The organism is Paenibacillus nuruki, assembly GCF_963311185.1.
Taxonomy (GTDB): domain Bacteria; phylum Bacillota; class Bacilli; order Paenibacillales; family Paenibacillaceae; genus Saccharibacillus; species Saccharibacillus nuruki.
In genome coordinates, this window is record NZ_OY725677.1 from 340,729 (window position 1) to 362,823 (window position 22,095).

At 40.3% G+C, this 22,095-nt stretch carries 18 protein-coding genes, 1 tRNA gene and 1 other annotated feature; of the genes, 18 read left to right on the forward strand and 1 reads right to left on the reverse strand.

Going from position 1 to position 22,095, the window contains the following annotated elements:
- Positions 1 to 135: 135 nt before the first annotated feature.
- Positions 136 to 1,371, forward strand: a complete 1,236-nt coding sequence (locus RCP16_RS01705) for a DUF438 domain-containing protein (protein ID WP_308641513.1) — start codon at positions 136 to 138, stop codon at positions 1,369 to 1,371.
- A gap of 109 nt (positions 1,372 to 1,480) precedes the next feature.
- Here the strand turns inward: RCP16_RS01705 and RCP16_RS01710 are convergent.
- Positions 1,481 to 1,554: transfer RNA gene (locus RCP16_RS01710), tRNA-Arg, on the reverse strand.
- Positions 1,555 to 1,828: 274 nt separating this feature from the next.
- Here RCP16_RS01710 and RCP16_RS01715 point away from each other — a divergent pair.
- The 17 genes from RCP16_RS01715 (at position 1,829) to RCP16_RS01795 (ending at position 21,742) form a co-directional block, all read left to right on the forward strand.
- Positions 1,829 to 2,719 carry a hypothetical protein gene (locus RCP16_RS01715; protein WP_371748156.1) on the forward strand — a complete coding sequence of 297 codons (891 nt, stop codon included), beginning with the start codon at positions 1,829 to 1,831 and terminating at the stop codon, positions 2,717 to 2,719.
- Between the two features lie 139 nt (positions 2,720 to 2,858).
- Positions 2,859 to 4,175 carry a trigger factor gene (tig, locus tag RCP16_RS01720; RefSeq protein ID WP_308641514.1) on the forward strand — a complete coding sequence of 439 codons (1,317 nt, stop codon included), beginning with the start codon at positions 2,859 to 2,861 and terminating at the stop codon, positions 4,173 to 4,175.
- Between the two features lie 226 nt (positions 4,176 to 4,401).
- On the forward strand, positions 4,402 to 4,992 hold the full coding sequence (clpP, locus tag RCP16_RS01725) for an ATP-dependent Clp endopeptidase proteolytic subunit ClpP (RefSeq protein ID WP_069325532.1): 591 nt from the start codon (positions 4,402 to 4,404) through the stop codon (positions 4,990 to 4,992).
- Between the two features lie 14 nt (positions 4,993 to 5,006).
- Complete coding sequence (clpX, locus tag RCP16_RS01730; RefSeq protein WP_069325531.1) at positions 5,007 to 6,263, forward strand: ATP-dependent protease ATP-binding subunit ClpX; 1,257 nt, start codon at positions 5,007 to 5,009, stop codon at positions 6,261 to 6,263.
- A 124-nt stretch (positions 6,264 to 6,387) separates the two neighbouring features.
- Positions 6,388 to 7,506 carry a flavodoxin-dependent (E)-4-hydroxy-3-methylbut-2-enyl-diphosphate synthase gene (ispG, locus tag RCP16_RS01735; protein WP_069325530.1) on the forward strand — a complete coding sequence of 373 codons (1,119 nt, stop codon included), beginning with the start codon at positions 6,388 to 6,390 and terminating at the stop codon, positions 7,504 to 7,506.
- A gap of 192 nt (positions 7,507 to 7,698) precedes the next feature.
- Entirely contained in the window at positions 7,699 to 10,056 is a 2,358-nt protein-coding gene (lon, locus tag RCP16_RS01740) for an endopeptidase La (protein WP_308641515.1), read from the forward strand.
- A gap of 320 nt (positions 10,057 to 10,376) precedes the next feature.
- Positions 10,377 to 11,066 (forward strand): ribosome biogenesis GTP-binding protein YihA/YsxC, encoded by a 690-nt coding sequence (gene yihA, locus RCP16_RS01745; protein ID WP_069325528.1) that lies wholly within the window; start codon positions 10,377 to 10,379, stop codon positions 11,064 to 11,066.
- Between the two features lie 197 nt (positions 11,067 to 11,263).
- Positions 11,264 to 11,845: a non-ribosomal peptide synthetase module gene (locus RCP16_RS01750; RefSeq protein ID WP_308641516.1), complete on the forward strand. Its 582-nt coding sequence runs from the start codon at positions 11,264 to 11,266 to the stop codon at positions 11,843 to 11,845.
- A 316-nt stretch (positions 11,846 to 12,161) separates the two neighbouring features.
- The gene (speD, locus tag RCP16_RS01755; protein ID WP_069325526.1) at positions 12,162 to 12,566 is read left to right on the forward strand and encodes an adenosylmethionine decarboxylase; all 405 of its coding nucleotides are present in this window, start codon (positions 12,162 to 12,164) and stop codon (positions 12,564 to 12,566) included.
- A 279-nt stretch (positions 12,567 to 12,845) separates the two neighbouring features.
- Positions 12,846 to 14,231 carry a glutamyl-tRNA reductase gene (gene hemA, locus RCP16_RS01760; protein WP_069325525.1) on the forward strand — a complete coding sequence of 462 codons (1,386 nt, stop codon included), beginning with the start codon at positions 12,846 to 12,848 and terminating at the stop codon, positions 14,229 to 14,231.
- Between the two features lie 149 nt (positions 14,232 to 14,380).
- Positions 14,381 to 15,073 (forward strand): cytochrome c biogenesis protein CcsA, encoded by a 693-nt coding sequence (gene ccsA / locus RCP16_RS01765; protein ID WP_308642435.1) that lies wholly within the window; start codon positions 14,381 to 14,383, stop codon positions 15,071 to 15,073.
- Positions 15,070 to 15,768, forward strand: coding sequence for a precorrin-2 dehydrogenase/sirohydrochlorin ferrochelatase family protein (locus RCP16_RS01770; RefSeq protein ID WP_308641517.1), 699 nt, complete (start codon positions 15,070 to 15,072; stop codon positions 15,766 to 15,768). The genes ccsA and RCP16_RS01770 overlap by 4 nt, the downstream gene beginning before the upstream one ends.
- A 37-nt stretch (positions 15,769 to 15,805) precedes the next feature.
- Complete coding sequence (gene hemC, locus RCP16_RS01775) at positions 15,806 to 16,756, forward strand: hydroxymethylbilane synthase (protein ID WP_069325522.1); 951 nt, start codon at positions 15,806 to 15,808, stop codon at positions 16,754 to 16,756.
- A 4-nt stretch (positions 16,757 to 16,760) separates the two neighbouring features.
- The gene (gene cobA, locus RCP16_RS01780; RefSeq protein ID WP_308641518.1) at positions 16,761 to 18,311 is read left to right on the forward strand and encodes a uroporphyrinogen-III C-methyltransferase; all 1,551 of its coding nucleotides are present in this window, start codon (positions 16,761 to 16,763) and stop codon (positions 18,309 to 18,311) included.
- Between the two features lie 126 nt (positions 18,312 to 18,437).
- Positions 18,438 to 19,442, forward strand: a complete 1,005-nt coding sequence (gene hemB, locus RCP16_RS01785; RefSeq protein WP_069325520.1) for a porphobilinogen synthase — start codon at positions 18,438 to 18,440, stop codon at positions 19,440 to 19,442.
- A 39-nt stretch (positions 19,443 to 19,481) separates the two neighbouring features.
- Positions 19,482 to 20,789: a glutamate-1-semialdehyde 2,1-aminomutase gene (gene hemL, locus RCP16_RS01790; RefSeq protein WP_137223564.1), complete on the forward strand. Its 1,308-nt coding sequence runs from the start codon at positions 19,482 to 19,484 to the stop codon at positions 20,787 to 20,789.
- Complete coding sequence (locus RCP16_RS01795) at positions 20,786 to 21,742, forward strand: RluA family pseudouridine synthase (RefSeq protein WP_308641519.1); 957 nt, start codon at positions 20,786 to 20,788, stop codon at positions 21,740 to 21,742. Before hemL ends, RCP16_RS01795 begins: the two co-directional genes overlap by 4 nt.
- 82 nt (positions 21,743 to 21,824) lie before the next feature.
- Positions 21,825 to 22,085, forward strand: a binding site (T-box leader).
- Positions 22,086 to 22,095 lie beyond the last annotated feature (10 nt).

Sequence of the window (22,095 nt, forward strand, 5' to 3'; positions counted from 1 at the left end):
TTATTTCAGTCAATCGTATCGATAGTGATTGCAATCACTACGTTGGTATTAAGCGCATGTTACGATCTGTTTGAGAATAGTTCTCAGTTAACAATAGGATTATCAAGCAGGGTCGATACGGAAGGAATGGATATCATGAGCGAATTAATTAACAACCGGGAACACCGTAGTTCGTTAGCCAACAACCGCCAACAACTACTTAAAGAAATTATCAAAGAACTTCATCAAGGCAAAAGTACGGAAGAAGTCAAAGCCAGATTTACAGAAGCCGTAGGTGATATTACGGTAGAGGAAATTTCGATTTTAGAACAATCCTTGATGGAAGACGAAGGGATTCCTGTTGAAGAGGTACAACGATTATGTAGTGTCCATGCAGCGATTTTCAAAGGCTCTATCCAAGATATTCATCGTTCTCATCAACCAGAAGAACAACCAGGACACCCTGTATATACATTAAAAAAAGAAAATGCAGAATTGGATCGTTTATTGCATTTCTCAATCAGTCTGCATCTAGATCAATTTCGTAAATCAGATGACGAGCATAACCGTCTTAAATTACTGGAAGATTTAAGTTTATTATATGATGTGGACAAACATTACAGTCGTAAAGAAAATTTGATTTTTCCGTTTTTAGAAAAGTACGGCATTTTCGGACCAACCAAAGTGATGTGGGGTGTCGATGATGCGATTCGTGGAGCGATCAAAGAAGCCAAACAATACCTGATCGATTACAATGGCAATGTAGAACAAGTGATTGCTTGTATCGAACAAGTCAGTCGTGAAGTCAGTGAGATGATTTTCAAAGAAGAACATATTTTACTACCTATGGCGCTGGATAAATTAACAGAAGATGAATGGGTATCGATTGCTCGGGAGAGTGACCAGATCGGATTTTGCTTAATTGATCCTGAACATGAATGGAAGCCTGACCGCCAGCCATTACCTGTACAGTCTACTGAAGAACGTTCAGGTTATATTCATCTCGAAACAGGCATACTTTCTGTACAGCAGTTAGAGCTGATGATGAATCATTTACCGGTTGATCTTACATTTATTGATGAAAATGATGTGGTTCGTTATTTCTCCCATGGCAAAGAACGAATCTTTGCTCGCACCAAAGCTGTGATCGGTCGAACTGTACAAAATTGTCATCCTCCACAAAGTGTCCATGTCGTTGAAGAATTGCTTCGAGATTTCAAAGCAGGCGTGAAAGATATAGAAGATTTCTGGATTCCGTTAAAAGATCAATTTATCTATATTCGTTATTTTGCGATTCGAGATCAAGAAGGTAAATACATGGGAACATTAGAATTCACACAAAATATCAAACCGATCCAAGCACTAGAAGGACAAAAACGTATTTTATCCTAAACTAGTGGCATGAATTATATAATAAAAAAGAACTGTTTTTATCGGCAAAGACACATCAATAAACAAAAAAAGAAGTATTCTATAAAATATAGAATACTTCTTTTCGTTACGTCCCAGGAGGGATTCGAACCCCCGACCGACGCCTTAGAAGGGCGTTGCTCTATCCAGCTGAGCTACTGAGACAAATAGAATGTGCGTTTGAAGCGTAACAAAAATAGTATAGCACAGCATTAATAAGTAAGACAACACTTTTTTTAGATTGTAAAATATGGTGATGTAGTCATTCAAGAACTGTTACATACTTTTTGAAGCAGAGACAAGCTATGTTATAATCATAAAATCTTAATATTCATGAATATTTTTATCCTATTCATTATACAGTTAGCATTGAAATGTAGGAGGTGCTATTATAACGGACTCAACGAATTCACATACAGAATCATCAGGGAATGTTATTTTGTTTCCCAAAACGCTAGACTTTTATCAGATTGAATTAACCAATATGTTAGAGACCGAACGATACGGTGAAGCCATGGCTTTGCTGGATTTTTTACTGCATTGTCAGGGACAAAGCGAGCAACAGATGGAAGAGTGGGAATCGCTTTTGGGCTGGCTACGTATGAGTTTTCCAGAAGCCGCTATCGAAAGTAGTGCTTTGGATCAACAAGAAGATGAAGAAAATCATACAAATAGTGATACAATCATGCGAGATCGTATTAAAGGGAAGCAATCAGCAGACCATTCTTATGAATCTAAATTATTAGAAACAGCGATGGAACAGCCGGTAACCGAACGTACGTTGTTGGCACTTGAACAATTATCTTATCTCGATCAACCGAAGATCGATGATGAATTGATTGATTGGTTAAAAACAGGTAAGCAACATCCGTTAATTCAGTTCCGTATTTTGCAAACGTTGCGCAGGCGTGGACATTTGGGTAATGTAAGCTTTGAACGTGATCATGAATGGATAGAAGTTGAGATTGAAAATGTTCCTTTAGAGCCAGCCGAGTTTCCTTTACCGGTTATTCAGATTTTGGAGCGAGTGGCTGATAAAACAGAAAGCGATGCGCCTAATCTGTTTTATTTTGCTCAGGAACTATGGTCACAATTTATGATGGCTGCTTACGGTACTTCGAATTATCAGTACATTGTCAGAGGTGATGATGCCGAATTGGATATTTGGGCAGCTGCTCTTCACCAGACCGTTTCTGAGACGCTAGAAGGCACCAAGGAGGAAGAAAGCATCCGTCTCCTCTACGGCGTAACCGATAATATTCGCTTCCGCTATGAGCAAGCTTATCGCGCTATGCATCAATTTGTGTCAGGACAATTGCCACGTTCTTGATCCAAGAACAGAGAGTCCAGACCATCAAAGGAATCACGCTTGAAAAACCATCGATAGTTGTATATACTATAATGGTTATTCTGTACGTGAAATTAACATTTATACAATGTGAAATATTTTTTGGAGGGGAATACTTGAAATGACAGCAAAATGGGAAAAAACAGAAAAGAACCTTGGGGTTCTTGAGGTAGAAGTAGGTGCAGAGCGTGTAAGCGCGGCACTTGATAAAGCATTCAATACAGTAGTTAAAAAAACCAGCATCCCTGGTTTCCGCAAAGGTAAAGTGCCACGGTCTATTTTCGAAGCACGCTTTGGGGTAGAAAGTCTTTACAACGATGCAATCGATATCTTGCTTCCAGAAGCTTACTCTGAAGCTGTTGACGAAGCAGATATTTTCCCGGTTGATCGTCCTGAAATCGAAATCGAGCAATTCGCAAAAGGCGAAACTTTCAAATTCAAAGCTAAAGTTACTGTAAAACCTGAAGTTAAATTGGGCGAATACAAAGGACTAGAAGTACCTGTTGCTAAAGCTGAAGTTAGCGAAGAAGACGTGAACGAAGAATTGACACGTTTGCAACAACGTCATGCTGAATTGTCTGTACTTGAAGAAGGTGCTGCTGAAAACGGAGACGTAGTTGTTATTGACTTCGACGGTTCTGTAGATGGCGTTCAATTCGAAGGTGGACAAGCAGAGCGTTATTCTCTTGAATTGGGTTCTAACTCCTTTATCCCTGGATTTGAAGAGCAAGTAGTAGGTATGTCTACTGGTGACTTCAAAGACGTAAGTGTAACTTTCCCAGACAGCTACCATGCGGTAGAACTTGCTGGTAAAGATGCAGTATTCAAAGTAAAACTTCACGAAATCAAACGCAAAAATCTTCCTGAATTGGATGATGAGTTTGCTAAAGATGTAAGTGAATTCGATACTCTTGATGAGTTCAAAGAAGATTTGAAATCTCAAATCGCTACTCGTAAAGAAAACGAAGTAAAAGCAGCAAAAGAAACAGCAGCAGTTGAAAAAGCAGCTGAAAACGCTGAAGTAGAAATTCCTGAAGCAATGATCAGCTCTGAAACAGAAAACATGGTTCGTGACTTTGACAACCGTCTTCGTCAACAAGGTATGAACCTTGAAATGTACACAGGATTCTCTGGTCAAACAACAGATGATCTTAAAGAGCAAATGAAAGAAGAAGCTTCCAAACGCGTTCGTAACAACCTAGTGTTGGAACAAATCGCTAAAGAAGAAAACATCGAAGTTTCTGAAGAAGAAGTAACTGCGGAATTGGAAAAAATGGCTGGACAATTCCAACGTGATGCTGAAGAAGTTCGTAACATTCTTGCTGCGAATGGTTCTCTTGCAAGTCTTTCTGACGAAATCAAATTGCGTAAAACAATCGAAGTCTTGGTAGATAACAGCAAAGAAGTTGAGCCTGTAGCTGCTGAGCAAGCTGAGTAATTTTTAACTTTATATGGACGTTGCAAATATTTGCAACCTTTTTAGATAAGGCACGTATACATTTGCGTGCCTTATTTTTACCTATTTATATATAAAATGATTAGCACTGAAAAAATGACATGAGACACAGTACATGTTAAAATAGTTCTGTGTCATTATTTCTATGCTTTTTTATACGTCCTAATTTTCATGGCACAAGTCATGACAAAGAAAAGAGGTTGGTCTTATGAGTCTAGTACCTATGGTTGTCGAACAAACCAGTAGAGGTGAACGATCTTACGATATTTATTCAAGATTGCTCAAAGACCGTATCGTGTTTCTGAGCACGGCGATTGATGATGATGTAGCCAATCTCATTATTGCACAACTATTGTTTTTAGCTGCGGAAGATCCAGAGAAAGACATTCACCTATACATCAACTCTCCTGGTGGTTCTGTCACAGCAGGGATGGGTATATACGATACAATGCAATTCATTAAGCCGGATGTATCGACGATCTGTATCGGTATGGCTGCAAGCATGGGTTCACTGTTGTTAACAGCAGGTGCTCCAGGCAAGCGTTATGCACTTCCGAACAGCGAAGTTATGATTCATCAACCGCTTGGTGGTATTAGCGGACAAGCTTCAGATATGAAGATCCATGCTGAATGGATTATCAAAACACGTCAAAAATTGAACCAAATTTATGTAGAACGTACGGGTCAATCTTTAGACAAGATTGAAAAAGATACTGATCGCGATTATTTCTTAGAAGCTGAGGAAGCGAAAGCTTACGGAATTATAGATCAAATTCTCACTCGTCCGATCACAAGCTAAAGAGGGGTGTTTGCATGTTTAAATTTAATGATGAAAAAGGACAACTTAAATGTTCTTTTTGCGGAAAATCTCAAGATCAGGTCCGTAAGCTTGTAGCAGGTCCTGGTGTCTATATATGTGATGAATGTATCGAACTTTGCACAGAGATCGTTGAAGAGGAATTGGGACATGAAGAAGAGTTAGATCTTAAAGATATCCCAAAACCACAAGAAATCCGTGCGATTTTGGATCAATACGTTATCGGACAAGATCAAGCCAAAAAATCATTGTCTGTAGCTGTATATAATCACTACAAACGTGTAAATTCACAAAGTAAAATCGAAGACGTTGAATTGCAAAAAAGTAACATTATGCTTGTAGGACCAACAGGTTCTGGTAAAACGTTGCTTGCGCAAACAATGGCTCGTATCTTGAATGTGCCTTTCGCTATTGCTGATGCTACTTCACTAACAGAAGCAGGTTATGTAGGGGAAGATGTTGAAAACATCTTGCTTAAATTAATCCAAGCTGCTGATTATGATGTAGAAAAAGCAGAACGCGGCATTATCTATATCGATGAAATCGATAAAGTAGCTCGTAAATCTGAAAATCCTTCAATCACTCGTGACGTATCCGGTGAAGGTGTTCAGCAAGCATTGCTGAAAATCCTAGAAGGTACTGTTGCTTCTGTTCCACCACAAGGCGGACGTAAGCATCCTCATCAAGAATTTATTCAAATCGATACCACTAACATCTTGTTTATCGTAGGTGGTGCTTTTGACGGTCTGGAACAATATATCAAACGCCGGATCGGTAAAAAAGTAATCGGTTTTAACTCTAACAATGAAGGTCAAAAAGAATTGAAAGCAGGCGAATACTTGAGTATGGTATTGCCAGAAGATTTGCTTAAATTCGGATTGATTCCTGAATTTGTAGGACGTTTGCCAGTTATCTCTGCTCTAGAACCACTAGATGAAGAGACATTGGTACGTATTTTGTCCGAACCTAAAAATGCATTGGTAAAACAATATTCCAAAATGTTGGAAATGGACAATGTAGAATTAGTATTCGAACAAGGTGCACTTGAAGCGATTTCCCGTGAAGCGATCAAACGCAACACAGGTGCTCGTGGACTTCGTGCGATCATCGAAAGCATTATGCTTGATGTGATGTATGAAGTACCGTCTCGTGACGATGTAACCAAATGTGTTATTACTCAACAAGTCGTTGAGGACAAAGTGGTTCCAGAATTGCAGACAGGCAAAGATAAAAAGCAAGAAGAAAGTGCATAATAACTTGACGTAAAGGTTGAGTATGCGTTTCTTCTATGATGTTCATAGATAACGCGCCGGCCTTTTTCCTTTGTGGAATAAAGGCTGGTTTGCGATTAAGCCCACATGTAAGGGAGCAAAATAAATGTTTTTGAGAGAAAACACAAGACCGGTGAAAGTCGGAGATTTGACAATTGGTGGCAGTAATGAAGTCTTGATTCAAAGTATGTGTACAACCAAAACAGCAGATGTAGAAGCAACTGTAGCTGAAATCCTTCGTTTAGAAGAAGCAGGTTGCCAGCTTGTTCGTGTAACTGTTAATAACGAAGAAGCAGCAGAAGCAATTAAAGAAATCAAAAAACGTATTCATATCCCTCTAGTAGCGGATATACATTTTAACCATAAGTTAGCTTTACTTGCGATCGAAAATGGAATCGACAAAGTACGTATCAACCCGGGTAATATCGGTAGACGTGATAAAGTCGAAGCTGTTGTACGTGCTTGTAAAGAAAAAAATATTCCGATTCGTATCGGTGTAAATGCAGGATCACTTGAAAATCATTTGCTTGAGAAATACGGTTACCCAACACCAGAAGCAATGGTAGAAAGTGCATTATTCCATATCGGTATTTTGGAAGAACTGGATTTCCACGATATTATCGTTTCGCTGAAAGCATCTGATGTGCCAATGGCGATCGAAGCTTATAGCCAAGCGGCTAAAGTGATTCCTTATCCACTTCATTTAGGAATTACAGAGGCAGGAACATTGAATGCAGGAACAATCAAGAGTTCAGCAGGTATCGGTGCCCTATTAGCCTTAGGAATCGGTTCAACTGTACGTATTTCCTTGAGTGCTGATCCTGTAGAAGAAGTGAAAGTAGCTCGTGAACTTCTCAAAACATTCGGATTGATTACGAATGCAGCAACATTGGTATCTTGCCCAACTTGTGGACGTTTGGATATCGACCTATTCTCGATTGCGAATGAGGTTGAAGAGTATATTTCCAAATTGAAAGTGCCGATTAAAGTATCTGTATTGGGTTGCGCAGTAAATGGACCGGGTGAAGCGAAAGAAGCTGATATCGGTATCGCTGGTGCTCGTGGAGAAGGACTACTTTTCCGCTACGGTAAAATGATTCGTAAAGTGCCAGAAGCAGACATGGTTGTCGAATTGAAAAAAGAAATCGATGCGATTGTTGTCGCTTTTGAAGCAACAGGTAAAATTCCAGGTCGCGAAGAACGTCATGCACCTGCAGCTAAGTAAATATTTTGATTAATGATATAACGTAAACTTAAAGATACTGGTAGAGGAAGTTGCCTCAATCAGTATCTTTTTTTACATGAATTTAAGCTAAATTTGATCGGTTGGAGGATCATTGGTTTTTCAATGTGATATTTGGTAAACTAGGAATGATATAGGCAGTATGATACGCACAAGCATAGGAGGTTGAAAGCGATGGGACCAAATAAAAATAAGGGGCGTCGTTTTCCTTTACTGCCTTTGAGAGGACTACTTGTCTATCCAAGTATGGTATTGCATCTGGATGTAGGACGAGATAAATCTGTAAAGGCATTAGAAAAAGCGATGGTTGACGATAATTTAATTCTTCTTTGTTCGCAATCGGAAGTCAGCATCGAAGAGCCGAGCGAGGACGAGATTTTTAGAATCGGTACGGTAGCTAAAGTCAGACAAATGTTGAAGCTGCCTAATGGAACGATTCGTGTACTTGTTGAAGGTCTGGAACGTGCAGAAATTATTCAATATATTGATAATGAAGAATATTATGAAGTTCAAGCGAGAGAGCTACCGGAAGAAGAAACCAATGATCCGGAAGTTAGCGCATTGATGCGGACGGTATTGACTCAATTTGAACATTATATTAATTTGTCCAAAAAGGTAACGCCAGAGACATTAGCAGCGGTATCTGATATTGAAGAACCGGGTCGATTAGCAGATGTAATTACCAGTCATCTATTGATCAAGATCAAAGACAAACAAGATATTTTGGAAACTGTAGATATTCGTGCTCGTTTGGAACGTTTGTTAGATATTTTAAATAATGAACGTGAAGTACTAGAATTAGAGCGCAAAATCAACCAACGTGTTAAAAAACAAATGGAAAAAACACAACGTGAATATTATTTGCGTGAACAAATGAAAGCGATCCAAAAAGAGCTAGGTGAAAAAGAAGGTAGAGCGGGTGAAGTGGAAGAATTGCGCCAGCAACTATCTGAACTTACAGTACCTGAGAAAGTGCAAGAGAAGATTGAAAAAGAAATCGATCGCTTAGAGAAAATGCCTGCTAGTTCTGCGGAAGGTAGTGTTATTCGCAACTATGTAGACTGGTTAATCAGCTTGCCGTGGTCGAAATCGACAGACGATGATCTGGATCTACATCATGCAGAAGCGATTTTGAATGAAGATCACTATGGACTCGACAAGCCCAAAGAACGTGTACTTGAGTATCTAGCGGTACAGAAATTAGTGAAAAAGCTAAAAGGTCCTATTCTTTGCCTAGTTGGACCTCCGGGTGTGGGTAAAACGTCACTCGCTCGTTCGATTGCCAAGTCATTAGGACGTGAATTTGTGCGTATTTCATTAGGTGGTGTACGTGATGAAGCTGAGATTCGTGGGCATCGTCGTACGTATGTAGGTGCTATGCCTGGACGTATTATTCAAGGGATGAAAACAGCTGGTTCAACCAATCCAGTATTCTTAATGGATGAAATTGATAAAATGGCTTCTGATTTCCGTGGTGATCCTTCGGCGGCATTGTTGGAAGTGCTTGATCCCGAGCAAAACAATACGTTTAGTGACCATTTCATCGAAGTGCCGTTTGACCTATCGAACGTTATGTTTGTAACGACAGCCAATAGTGTACAAAGTATTCCTCGTCCATTATTGGATCGGATGGAGATGCTTTCTATTCCGGGATATACCGAACTTGAGAAAATGCAGATTGCTAAGCAGTATCTATTGCCTAAGCAGACCGAAGAACATGGTCTAACGCCTGAGCAATTAGAAATTGGCGAAGATGCTTTGTTACGCATGATTCGTGAGTATACACGTGAATCCGGTGTACGTAACTTAGAACAGCAAGTCGCTGCATTGTGTCGTAAAGCAGCGAAAGCGATTGTCTCAGATAATTTAGAAAAAGTATCGATTGAACCTGATCAAATCAAAGATTATTTAGGCGTACCTAAATTCCGTTATGGTTTGATTGAAAAAGAAGATCAAATCGGTAGTGTAACCGGACTAGCATGGACAGAAGTTGGCGGAGAAACGCTAACGATCGAAGTGACAGTTGTACCGGGTAGTGGTAAATTAATGCTGACAGGTAAACTAGGCGATGTCATGAAAGAATCAGCACAAGCTGCATTCAGTTACACACGCTCCAAAGCCAAAACCCTGCATATCGCAGACGATTTCCATGAAAAAAATGATATTCATATTCATATTCCAGAAGGCGCTATTCCCAAAGACGGCCCTTCCGCAGGGATCACGATCGCAACAGCTCTTATTTCCGCATTGACCGGTCGCCCTGTATCTAAAGAAGTTGCTATGACAGGTGAGATCACACTACGTGGACGTGTATTGCCGATTGGTGGCTTAAAAGAAAAAACGCTAGCTGCTCACCGTGCAGGATACAAAAAAATCTTACTTCCTATGGATAACGAACGCGACTTACGTGACATCCCAGAAAGCGTAAGAAATGATCTTACCTTTGTTCCAGTATCTCATATGGATCAGGTACTAGAAGAAGCACTTATCGCTCTAAAAGAAACACCTGAAACGATCCAACCTTTAATCTAAAAAAGCTCAACTTCATAACAACCAACCAACGGAATCGTTCTATAAGCAGTAAAATAGAGCGATTCCGTTTATTTGATGTGCTATACTATTACTAATCCGTTGTAAGGGATAGCAGAACTTTTTTAGCCGTAGCGAAGTAAATAGAATTATTCGATAGAAGCGAAGCGCTCGCCTTTAAGATCAAATATCTACTGCGATCAGCAGTATTTCAAGATATTTGATCTTAACAGCGATCGAAAGAATAATCTATTTATGGAGCGATTGAAGCTAACTGTTCAGCGATTTACCTTCAACTTCTAACTAAAGGGGAACTTGTAATTATGAAAGTAAATAGCGCGGAATTTATTATTAGCGCGGTGCGTCCGAACCAATACCCGGAAGATGGGTTGCCAGAGATTGCTCTAGCAGGACGATCTAATGTAGGTAAATCTTCAATGACTAACCGCTTGATTAGCCGTAAAAACCTGGCACGTACCAGTGCAACACCAGGTAAAACTCAACATCTTAACTACTATATGATCAACGAATCGATGTATTTCGTCGATTTTCCTGGATATGGTTATGCCAAAGTCTCCAAAAGCCAGCGTGAAGCTTGGGGTAAAATGATTGAAAAGTATCTACTTGAGCGTGAAACATTACGTATGGTAGTACTGGTAATCGACCTTCGTCATCCGCCTTCCAAAGATGATGTGATTATGTATGAATGGCTCAAATACTACGAACGTGATGTATGTATTGTAGCGACCAAAGCCGATAAGATTCCACGTAGTAAATGGGACAAGCATGTCAAAATCGTTAAGCACGGTTTGAGCTTTGTACCTGAAGATGATTTTGTGCTGTTTTCATCTGAAACAGGATTGGGTAAAGATGAATTATGGTCCGTCATCGAACGTTATGCTTTTGCACTTCCAGAGTCAGAAGAGGAAGAAGAGTATGCACAAGTAGAGAATGATAACGAAGAGCACCAACCAAAAACAGAAGAGTCCGAACCCCCTCATAGCAATCAATAAAGTCACGAACAGGTCAGCAAAACGAAGAAGTTTGTATAGAAAAGTGAGTATTCAGGCCGTTCTTTAGAACTTTACGGGGATTGTTCCGTTTTTTTCTGGAATATGGTGAAAATCATTCATCTTGATCACAAGCATAGCGTTTCGCAGATGATGTATAATGAATATATTGGAATGTTAAAAGAATTGAGGAGATTTTTATGGCTCAGCGGTTAGCCACAGAATATATTAAAGCCAGTTTACAGTTGTCGAAAGCTCAAATGTCCCAGTTTGTCCATTATGCCGAAGACCCTCAGATCCATCATCGAGTGAAAATACTTGATAACGGAAATCAGGAAATTGTTCTCGGAGTGAAAAACGGAGAAGAAGTGCATTTACCTTTTGACCTCAGAGAAGGAAGCTATGTCTGTGAGTTGTCTTTCCGCTTGGTAAATCCGCAGTTAACAAATATAGTACGCAAATTATTTGTTGCTTTTAAAGGTAATGGTGTTGTAAATCGCATTTATCATGGATTTACGATGAGATATCATTACGAACAGGGTTCTGTTCGCCAGATTGTAGAATGTACAGGCGAACATGAAAAAATGATTTACCAACACAAAAACACAGCAATAGATATGAAGAGCGAATGGCAATCCGTATCTGTTGAGACTGATATTGAATTAGTACGGAGTATAGTGGATCGATTATTAGATCAACGGTTAGCTTCAGAAGGACCGTACGATCAGATTGATCAAGAATTAAAGGTTCAGTCAAGTCAATTGTTCCGTATGGAAGCTTAACATCAGATCTAACGCCTGTTTTCCTTTGAAGGAGAACAGGTTTTTTTATTTCACCCGTATTATATTTATACATAAAAATGAATGAGCAATCTGCTGTAATAATGAATCTTTAAATATTTAATGAATATTGCAAAAAGGCTTGCATTTCATGGAGATAGATGTTATTTTTAATCTCGTTGAAAATAATATTAGGAACCAGGATTCACTCAGGACATAGTAATGTTGCGAGAGCTAAAACCCTCGGGAAGTGAATGACGTAGGTCCTAGCGGATGAAATTTTTCAAACATTTTATTCCTAGGAAGGGGGAACCGGAAGATGGAATACTCAACTTTCGGAAGACACGTTGCTGTTGATACTTGGGGTGTAGATTTTGATATGCTGAATAATGCTGAGGTTTTGCAAGCTCATATGGTTGATGCAGCTGAAGCATGCGGAGCAACAGTAATGTCTGTTCAAGCCAAACAATTCGAACCACAAGGTGCTACAGTACTTGTTTTGTTGTCGGAGAGTCACCTCTCAATTCACACATATCCTGAGAGAGGATTCGCGGCTATTGACTGCTATACCTGCGGAGAAACCGTAGATCCACAGTTAGCTATTGACTACCTGGTATCCGTTCTGAAACCTGAGAAAACGTATGCCAAAAAATTAGTTCGTGGTTTGGGAGAACTTCAAGTGGAAACACCTGAGATCAAATCCATTGAACTTATCAATCAATAATATAAACTTTGCTTGTACAAGCAAAAGATTAAAATGAAATAGGTTTTACACAATAGCCATAGGGGTTTACCTATGGCTATTTCTTTTGAAAGATGGGATTGGATGATATGAAATATTTTGATTATTGTCAATCATAAAGAAATTGTGTCTATTTTCCGATGATGATTTCATAAACATTTCATAAAAACGGCGAAATTCGTAATTTAGCTGTGATATAATTAACGTATTGTTAATGAACGTATAGAGAAATGACTTTTAGATTAGGCAGGTGAACTTGCAATGCACATCGTTGTTGTCGGATTGAATTACCGCACAGCACCCGTTGAAGTGAGAGAACGGTTTGCTATTGCGGACGAAGATTTACCGCAGGCGCTCCGGCAGCTCAGAGAAACTAAGAGTGTGTTGGAAGGGACTATTGTAGCGACTTGCAACCGTACGGAGATTTACGTGGTACTGGATCGTCTGCATATGTGTGGACATTTTATTCGTACCTTTATGGAGCAGTGGTTCGGTATTCCCCGTCAGGAATTTACACAGCATTTATATATATATGAAGATGAACAAGCAATTAGTCATCTTTTTCGTGTAGCTTGTGGATTGGATTCGATGGTGCTCGGTGAGACTCAGATTTTGGGTCAAGTAAAGCGTTCATTCCAATGGGCGCAAGAAAATAAAGCTACAGGTACGTGGTTTAATATGTTGTTTAAGCAAGCTGTCACACTGGGCAAACGTGCACATTCAGAAACAATGATCGGTGAAAGTGCAGTTTCGATCAGTTACGCAGCAGTAGAATTAGGCAAGCGCATTTTCGGTGCTTTTCATAATAAAGTGATTATGATTCTAGGCGCTGGTAAAATGAGTGAGCTTACGGTGAAGCATCTCTATGCAAATGGAGCAGCTGAAGTGATTGTAGCGAACCGTACACTTGGACGTGCGCAAGAGCTTGCGCATAAGTTCAACGGTACCCCGTGTACAATCGAACAAGCGATGGATCGTTTGCATCAAGTGGATATTCTGATCAGTTCTACAGGAGCACAAGGTTATGTACTGAGTGCAGATACGCTTGCTCAAAGTATGAAATTGCGTAAGTCTCGTCCTTTGTTTATGATTGATATAGCGGTTCCGCGCGATATTGATCCAGCAATTGGCGATATTAGCAATGTATTTTTGTATGATATTGATGATTTAGAAGGCATTGTAGAAAGCAATATGGAAATGCGCCGCGCAGAATCGATTAAGATTGAGCGTATGATCCGTGAAGAAGTAGAATCTTTTAATCAATGGCTCAAAACATTGGGCGTACGTCCAGCGATTCGTGCTTTACAAGAACGTGGAGCCGATATTCATGCAGAGACACTAGAAAGTTTGTTTAATAAATTACCAGAGTTAGATGAAAGACAACGTAAAGTGATCAGTCGTTTAACCAAGAGTATCGTGAATCAGATGAATCACGAACCTATTCATCGTATTAAAGAAATGGCTGCCGAGAAAGATGGGGCTGAAGCACTTGATTTGTTCACTCGAATATTTGCTTTAGAAGATCAGCTTGAAGATGCAGCAGATCAAGTCAATCAAAGCGAAGTTTCTAAAGCACAGTCGCCTGTGCAAGCTAATAAATTGGGATTAGAAGGTAGTTTTGGGTCTTTCGCTCCCGCAACCCTATAGGCAGGTGATTCGCTTTGACGCTTTTTAACCTGTTATACGATATTATTATTTATTTATACGCCCTGAGCCTTCTGTTTTATTTCTCGGATTGCATTCGTCGCAATCCGAGGGCGAAGCGGTTAGGCACAGGGTTTCTTATTTTGGTATTTGTGATCCAAATTGTCAGTATTACGATTCGAACGATAGAGGAGAGAACGTTACCTTTATTTTCAACGTATGACTTTTTCTTTGTACTGACTTTTATTTTAATATTGATTTCCTTTTTTATCGAAAAGGTATTGAAGACTGATTATGCCGTATTGCTGTTAAATGTAATCGGCTTTTGTGCTATGGTGCAAAATCGTCTTCATTCACCGGGTGAAGGTGTACTCCCTACAGGTTGGGATACGGTTCATGGACTATTAATTTTACATGTGATATTCGCTAATATTAGTTTTGCCGCTTATACAGTAGCTGCTGTTTTTGGTTCAATGTATCTATTTTTACATCGTAAATTAAAACAGAAAAAATGGGATAATACGGTTCGCCGTCTACCTAGCTTAGAAAGTATGGAAAAGTATACGTATACAGCGATGTTAATCGGTACGCCGGTACTGATTGTATCTTTGATTGTGGCATTGATGTCGATTGTAGCAGAAGGTCGATATATTCTTTTGCTCGATTCCAAAGTGGTGTTCACTTTGTTAGCGTTATGCGTATATGTAGCTTTCTTTGCAACAAAGAAAATGCGCAATTACTCAGCCAATACGATGGCAATCTGGGCAATCTTAGGATATATCTTGTTTATTTTAAATTTTGTTTCTAATTCTTGGTCTGCTTTTCATCAATGGGTGGGTGTATGAGTGATTCTATTCATTATCTACCTATTATGTTGGACTGTAGAGATCAAGCTTGTCTGATTATAGGCGGTGGTCAAGTGGCTGAACGTAAAAGTATATCTCTACTTCAAGCAGGAGCGATACTTACGATTATCAGCCCTACACTGACTCCTAAGTTACAACAGTTAGTCAATCAGCAACAGCTGATCTGGCATGCTCGTGAGTATCAGACAGGAGATATAGCTTATCACTGTACTTCAGATGAGAAACTTAGTGAATTTGGTTACAGACCTTATTTTCTAGTACATGCAGTGACTTCGGTGCCAGAGATCAATAATCAGGTTGCTACCGAAGCCAAAACTTATCGTATTCCTATAAACGTAGCTCATCAGCGTGAGCAAAGTACATTTATCAATCCGAATGTGATTCGTCGTGGACGATTGACGATAGCTGTAGCCACCTCAGGTGCAGGACCTTTAGCAGGTCGATATATTGCAAAAGAGATCAATCAACATTTCGGTAACGAATATGAGATTTATATTGATTTTCTGTATCATTTACGAGAAACCATTGCTCAAAAAGTAAGCGATGAATCTTTACGTAAATCATTGCTACATCAAGCGATGTCACTTTCTATTTTAGAAGAGATTCGTCAGGGGATCTTTGAACCCTGGAATGAACAACAAATAGAACACTGGATCAACCAATCAATAGAATAATAGACTATTGAATACAATGAGCTCAGGAGATGAATATATGCGTACGATTGTAGTAGGGAGTAGACAAAGTGCTCTAGCTTTGACACAGACAGGTCATGTGATTGATGCGTTAACAGCGATTAGTGAAGAGCAGGGATTAGATGTTCATTTTGAAATTAAAAAGATTATTACCAAAGGAGACCGTATTCTGGATGTGACTTTATCTAAAGTCGGCGGAAAAGGTCTATTTGTCAAAGAGATCGAGCAAGCGTTACTTGATGGTGAGATCGATATGGCTGTGCACAGTATGAAAGATATGCCTTCTGAATTACAAGAAGGGCTTATCAATGGAGCGATTCCTCCAAGAGTCGACCCTAGAGATTGCTTAATTACACGTACAGGTTGTTCCTTAGAAGAACTTCCTCAAGGAGCTAGACTGGGTACAAGTAGCTTGAGACGTGCAAGTCAGCTCAAATTATATCGTCCTGATCTACAAATCGAATCGATTCGGGGAAATATTGATTCACGTTTGCGTAAGCTTGAAACTGAAGGCTTTGACGCTATTATGTTAGCAGCGGCAGGTTTGGAACGTATGGGCTGGTCTGATCGAATCACTTCTTTTTTACCGACAGAAATCTGTCTGCCAGCAGTAGGGCAAGGGGCACTTGGAATCGAATGTCGTGCAGATGATATTGAAATGTTGCAATTGCTGTCTTTGTATAATGATGATCTTACTGCGGTAACTGTAACAGCTGAGCGTACTTTTTTGTCTGAATTAAATGGGGGCTGTCAGGTTCCTATTGGTGCCTATGCTGTACGTCTACAAAGTTCGGATGGGACTGAAGAGCAAAATATTATACAATTAACAGGAATGGTTGCTACACCGGATGGTAGTATTATGTTGAAAGAAACGATGCAGGGTACAGACCCTGTAGCACTGGGTATTGCTGTAGCAGCACAACTGAAAAGTCAGGGAGCAGATCGGATACTGGCAGAAGTAAGGGGATGAGTGTATGACCGGTAAAGTGTATTTGGTAGGGGCAGGTCCGGGAGCATTGAAGTTAATAACGCTTCGGGGCTGGGAATGCATAGGTCTTGCAGATGCCGTTGTATATGATCGTCTAGCAAGTCCACGGTTGCTCAAGCAAGCCAAGCCAGGAGCCGAGAAAATCTATGTCGGTAAATTGCCTGATCGTCATACAATGAAGCAAGAAGAGATTAATCAGTTATTGGTTGATTTAGCTCTACAGGGCAAAGTGGTCGTGCGCCTTAAAGGTGGAGATCCGACGATCTTTGGTAGAGTAGCAGAAGAAGCTGAATTACTGCGTCAACATCAGATTCCCTACGAAATTGTACCGGGTATCAGTTCTTCGATTGCTGTGCCTGCTTATGCTGGTATTCCTGTAACTCATCGTGACTTTGCTTCTTCTTTATCAATTATTACAGGGCATGAGAGTCCAGATAAATTAGATCAAAGTATTCACTGGGATAAGGTGACTAACGCTACAGGTACACTTGTCTTTATGATGGGCGTTGCCAAGATCGGCTATATTAGCGAGCAATTGATTAAGCACGGACGACCAAATTCTACACCGGTCGCTTTGATCCGCTGGGGAACACGAGCGGAGCAGGAGACATTGGTAGGTACACTTGAAGATATAGCAGCTAAAGTTGAAGCCGCACGATTCAAGCCCCCTGCTGTAATTGTGGTAGGCGAAGTGGTGAACCAGCGTGAACATTTAAAATGGGTCGAAGAGTTGCCTCTATTCGGGAAGCGAATTCTAGTGACTCGTGCACGTAGTCAAGCGAGTGAACTGGTGAACCGAATCGATGAACTGGGTGGGGAACCTTACGAGTATCCAGTGATCGAGACAAGGTTACCTGTTGCTGAAGAAAGTATACGAAATATCGGTACAGCCTTATCGAATTTGCAAAAATATGATTGGGTATTCTTCACAAGTGTTAATGGAGTAGAGTACTTCTTTGAACATTTGAGACAACATGCTCAAGATATTCGTGCATTATATCGTGCGAAGATTGTAGCTGTCGGTCCTGCTACATTAGAAGCTTTACGATTGCATGGGATTACAGCTATGCCTTTACCAGAGAAGTTCCAAGCAGAAGGCTTGCTGGACAGCTTAGAAGGTCAATTACAAGCTGGACAACATATTCTATTACCACGTGGCGACCTAGCACGCTCATGGTTACCCGATACACTGCGTACAATGAATATGGAAGTAACAGAGATTGATACGTATGAGACCGTTATGGTTGGAGAAGACGATATCGAATTGCGTAAGTTGCTGGAAGAAGAAGCCATTCATGCAGTGACATTTACCAGTTCTTCAACAGTCACTAATTTACTGGCTGCTTTGAAAAGTATGGGCATCGAAGATCCTGTACAAGCACTAGAGCACTCGATGATTGCTTGTATTGGTCCACAGACCGCTTTGACTGCTGAACAAGCAGGTCTCAAAGTAGGATTATTAGCTGAAGAAGCAACGATTGAAGGATTGTTAGATGTTCTTTGTCGTTGGAATGCTGATGTATTAATAGATGTGTAATATGTAAATTGATGATCGACATCAGATATGCCGACCTTGCAAGTGCTGGTCGGTTTTATTTATCTAGTCTAGCAAGAATGATAAGTACAAATAAGATCTATACATTCAAGGAGGAATATCATTATCATGAGCCAACCTTTTTCACGTCACCGTCGTCTTCGCAAAACGCCTGCTATTCGTAGCATGGTAAGAGAAACCATATTGCATAAAAGTGATTTTATTCAACCTGTTTTTGTTACGTATGGTACGAATGTAAAAGAAGAAATTTCGTCCATGCCAGGCGTATATAATTTTTCATTAGATACGATGCAAGCTGAAATTCAAGAAATAGTGGATTTGGGTATTCCAGCAGTATTAATATTTGCAGTCCCTGAAGTAAAAGATAGTGTAGGTACAGGTGCTTATGCTCAAGATGGTCTGGTACAACAAGCGACTCGTTGGATCAAAGCAAATTACCCGAACCTATTAGTGATTGCAGACACATGTTTATGTGAATTTACAGATCATGGACATTGCGGTGTTGTGCATGCACATGAATGTGATGGTCATATTGAAGCAGAAGTGGATAACGATGAATCATTAGCATTGTTAGTAAAAACAGCAGTATCCCAAGCGGAAGCAGGTGCAGATATTATTGCTCCTTCCAATATGATGGATGGATTTGTGTATGCGATTCGTGAAGGCTTAGATGCAGCAGGATATAAAGATATTCCGATTATGTCGTATGCAGTTAAATATGCGTCAGCATTCTACGGTCCATTCCGTGAAGCTGCTCAATCGGCACCACAATTTGGTGATCGCAAATCATATCAAATGGACCCTGCTAATGTGCGTGAAGCATTGCGTGAAGCAGAAAGTGATGTTGCTGAAGGCGCAGATATGTTGATGGTCAAACCATCTCTTGCTTATATGGACGTATTGCGTGCAGTGCGTGAGAACTTTGATCTTCCTTTGGTTGCTTATAATGTAAGTGGTGAATATGCAATGGTCAAAGCCGCTGCACAAAACGGATGGATTAATGAACGTGGGATCGTAACTGAAATGATGCTTGGCTTCAAACGTGCAGGAGCAGATATGATTATCACTTATTTCTCCAAAGACGTTGTACGCTGGTTACGTGAAGAACAATAATTCAGCTAAAAATAAATAAATTGATGGAGGTATTTGCTCATGGAATCTACTCATTCTGTTCGTCGTGATGAACGTTCACGAGAGGCTTTTGAAGAAGCAAAACAATATATTCCGGGAGGCGTAAATAGTCCTGTTCGTGCATTCAAAACAGTAGGATTGACTCCAATTTATGCAGAACGTGGTGAAGGTTCACGTCTATACGATATTGATGGTAATGTCTTTATTGATTATATCGGTTCTTGGGGACCCCTCATTATGGGGCATGCGCATCCTGATGTGGTACGTGCTCTACAAGAAACAGCGATCAAAGGAACAAGCTTTGGTGCACCAACTGAATTAGAAACGAAAATGGCGAAGCTTGTTGTAGAACGTGTTCCTTCTATGGATATTGTTCGTATGGTTAACTCGGGAACAGAAGCGACGATGAGTGTGATTCGTCTCGCTCGTGGCTATACCAAGCGTAACAAGATTTTGAAATTTGAAGGTTCATATCATGGTCATTCTGATAGTCTATTGATCAAAGCAGGGTCTGGTGTAGCAACGTTAGGCTTACCAGATAGTCCGGGTGTTCCTGAATCAGTAGCTACCAATACAATTACCGTTCCTTATAATGATCTTGAATCGTTGCGTTTGGCTTTTGAACGCTTTGGTGAAGAGATTGCTTGTATTATTGTAGAACCTGTTGCTGGTAATATGGGTGTTGTTCCACCACAACCTGGATTTTTACAAGGATTACGTGATATTACAACTCAATATGGCAGTCTGCTTATTTTCGATGAAGTGATGACTGGTTTCCGTGTCGATCTGAATTGTGCACAAGGACGTTATGGTGTAACCCCAGACTTAACATGTCTAGGTAAAGTCATTGGTGGTGGCTTACCTGTAGGTGCGTACGGTGGTAAACGTGAGATTATGGAGCAAGTTGCGCCAACAGGGCCTATTTATCAAGCAGGAACATTGAGCGGTAATCCATTAGCGATGGCAGCAGGGTATACAACATTGAGTCTGTTAACACCAGCAGTCTATGAGCGTTTAGAAAATATCTCTGCTCGTTTGCAAGCAGGTTTTGAAAAGAATGCGGCTGAGTTTGGTATTCCGTTGACTGTTAATCGTGTAGGTTCGATGGTTTGTCCATTCTTTACAGCAGGACCGGTTACTGATTATGAGTCTGCCAAAGCAAGTGATATGGATATGTTCAAGCGTTACTTTGGAGCCATGTTAGATCGTGGAATCAGTGTAGCTCCATCTCCATTTGAAGGTATGTTTGTATCGGGTGTTCACAGTGACGAAGATATTGAACAGACGATAGCAGCTCATTATGAAGTGATGAAGTCTTTGCAATCATGATCAATGCATCTAATGCTGTATCTGATCACAAGTCACCTTCTATTCTTGCTGAATGTTCGGTAAGAGATGGAGAATGGTTAGAAATCACACCGCATAATGATCTTCTACAAGCAGAAGGCAATGCCAGACATAAAGCAGTTATGCAGTGGTTAGAAGAAGTGTCGGTTCCAGTTAAATTAATCGGCAGACTTCATTCCAAAGGTGAAGTGAAAATAGACGGAGCCCATATCCGGCTTCGCCTATTTCCACCGATGGATTATGGATTTGATCCTCGGCCGCATGATCGTGTCAAAGTACTGTATGAAGATGATTATGTTCTGGTGATGCATAAGCCAGCTGGCATGAATGTTCATCCGTCTGAAGCTTCTGACCCAACGATTACTTTAGCACATGCCGTCGCAGATCATTATCAACAAACGGATCAGAAGTGTGCTGTTCGTCATGTCCATCGTTTAGATGAAGATACAACAGGACCTGTATTATATGCTAAAAATGAATTTGCTTTATCGAAGTTAGATGAGCAGATGCGATCTAAAACGATTGATCGTAAATATATCGCGATTGTGCAAGGCAAAGTAAGTGATGGATTAACGGTGATTGATCAACCAATCGGTAAAGATCGCCATCACAAACAGCGCCGCCGTGTTTCTCCTACAGGGCAAGAAGCGATCACTCATGTTGAGAAAATATATGGTTCAGCTCGAGCTAGTCTTGTTCGTTTAACCTTAGAAACAGGACGAACCCATCAGATTCGTGTGCATATGAGTGATGCTGGACATACGTTGATAGGTGATGTGCTTTATGGAGGCAGTCAGGAATTTTACCGACAGGCGCTTCATGGAGAACAGTTGACCTTTGAACACCCATTTACAGAGCAAACGATGACCGTAAATGATCCATTACCTGAAGATATGACCGAATTAGTCGATCAATTAGGTATACCTCGTCCTTAAGTCAGCTCTATGACAGGTTTTTTATTGACTTTGACAGTAGCAACAGGTATGATTTGGAGTAAATATTGATTTATTCATGATCTCAATAACCTTGAACGGGAATAGTAGATAATATCGTCCTCAAGAGAGTAGAACTGCTGCGCTGAAAGGTTCTATAGGATACGGTATATTGAAGTCGCCTGGGAGTTGTTTATTTGAATATAAAGTGGAGGATTATTCTAACACTATATATAGAATAGACCGGTAGCAGCCGTTATCTGCCTCGGAGTGTCGTTCATGGGCTTTTTTATACATGGGCGAAACAAAGGTGGTACCGCGAGAGCTAAGTCCTTTCGTCCTTTGAGACGAAGGGC

What these genes read in the sequence shown, in the direction of transcription:
- hemA (WP_069325525.1), top strand. Translation starts at nt 12,846, where the DNA reads ATGCACATCGTTGTTGTCGGATTGAATTACCGCACAGCACCCGTTGAA.
- ispG (WP_069325530.1), top strand. Translation starts at nt 6,388, where the DNA reads ATGTTTTTGAGAGAAAACACAAGACCGGTGAAAGTCGGAGATTTGACA.
- speD (WP_069325526.1), top strand. Translation starts at nt 12,162, where the DNA reads ATGGAATACTCAACTTTCGGAAGACACGTTGCTGTTGATACTTGGGGT.
- yihA (WP_069325528.1), top strand. Translation starts at nt 10,377, where the DNA reads ATGAAAGTAAATAGCGCGGAATTTATTATTAGCGCGGTGCGTCCGAAC.
- cobA (WP_308641518.1), top strand. Translation starts at nt 16,761, where the DNA reads ATGACCGGTAAAGTGTATTTGGTAGGGGCAGGTCCGGGAGCATTGAAG.
- clpX (WP_069325531.1), top strand. Translation starts at nt 5,007, where the DNA reads ATGTTTAAATTTAATGATGAAAAAGGACAACTTAAATGTTCTTTTTGC.
- lon (WP_308641515.1), top strand. Translation starts at nt 7,699, where the DNA reads ATGGGACCAAATAAAAATAAGGGGCGTCGTTTTCCTTTACTGCCTTTG.
- tig (WP_308641514.1), top strand. Translation starts at nt 2,859, where the DNA reads ATGACAGCAAAATGGGAAAAAACAGAAAAGAACCTTGGGGTTCTTGAG.
- hemL (WP_137223564.1), top strand. Translation starts at nt 19,482, where the DNA reads ATGGAATCTACTCATTCTGTTCGTCGTGATGAACGTTCACGAGAGGCT.
- clpP (WP_069325532.1), top strand. Translation starts at nt 4,402, where the DNA reads ATGAGTCTAGTACCTATGGTTGTCGAACAAACCAGTAGAGGTGAACGA.
- hemB (WP_069325520.1), top strand. Translation starts at nt 18,438, where the DNA reads ATGAGCCAACCTTTTTCACGTCACCGTCGTCTTCGCAAAACGCCTGCT.
- RCP16_RS01705 (WP_308641513.1), top strand. Translation starts at nt 136, where the DNA reads ATGAGCGAATTAATTAACAACCGGGAACACCGTAGTTCGTTAGCCAAC.
- RCP16_RS01750 (WP_308641516.1), top strand. Translation starts at nt 11,264, where the DNA reads ATGGCTCAGCGGTTAGCCACAGAATATATTAAAGCCAGTTTACAGTTG.
- RCP16_RS01770 (WP_308641517.1), top strand. Translation starts at nt 15,070, where the DNA reads ATGAGTGATTCTATTCATTATCTACCTATTATGTTGGACTGTAGAGAT.
- RCP16_RS01795 (WP_308641519.1), top strand. Translation starts at nt 20,786, where the DNA reads ATGATCAATGCATCTAATGCTGTATCTGATCACAAGTCACCTTCTATT.
- hemC (WP_069325522.1), top strand. Translation starts at nt 15,806, where the DNA reads ATGCGTACGATTGTAGTAGGGAGTAGACAAAGTGCTCTAGCTTTGACA.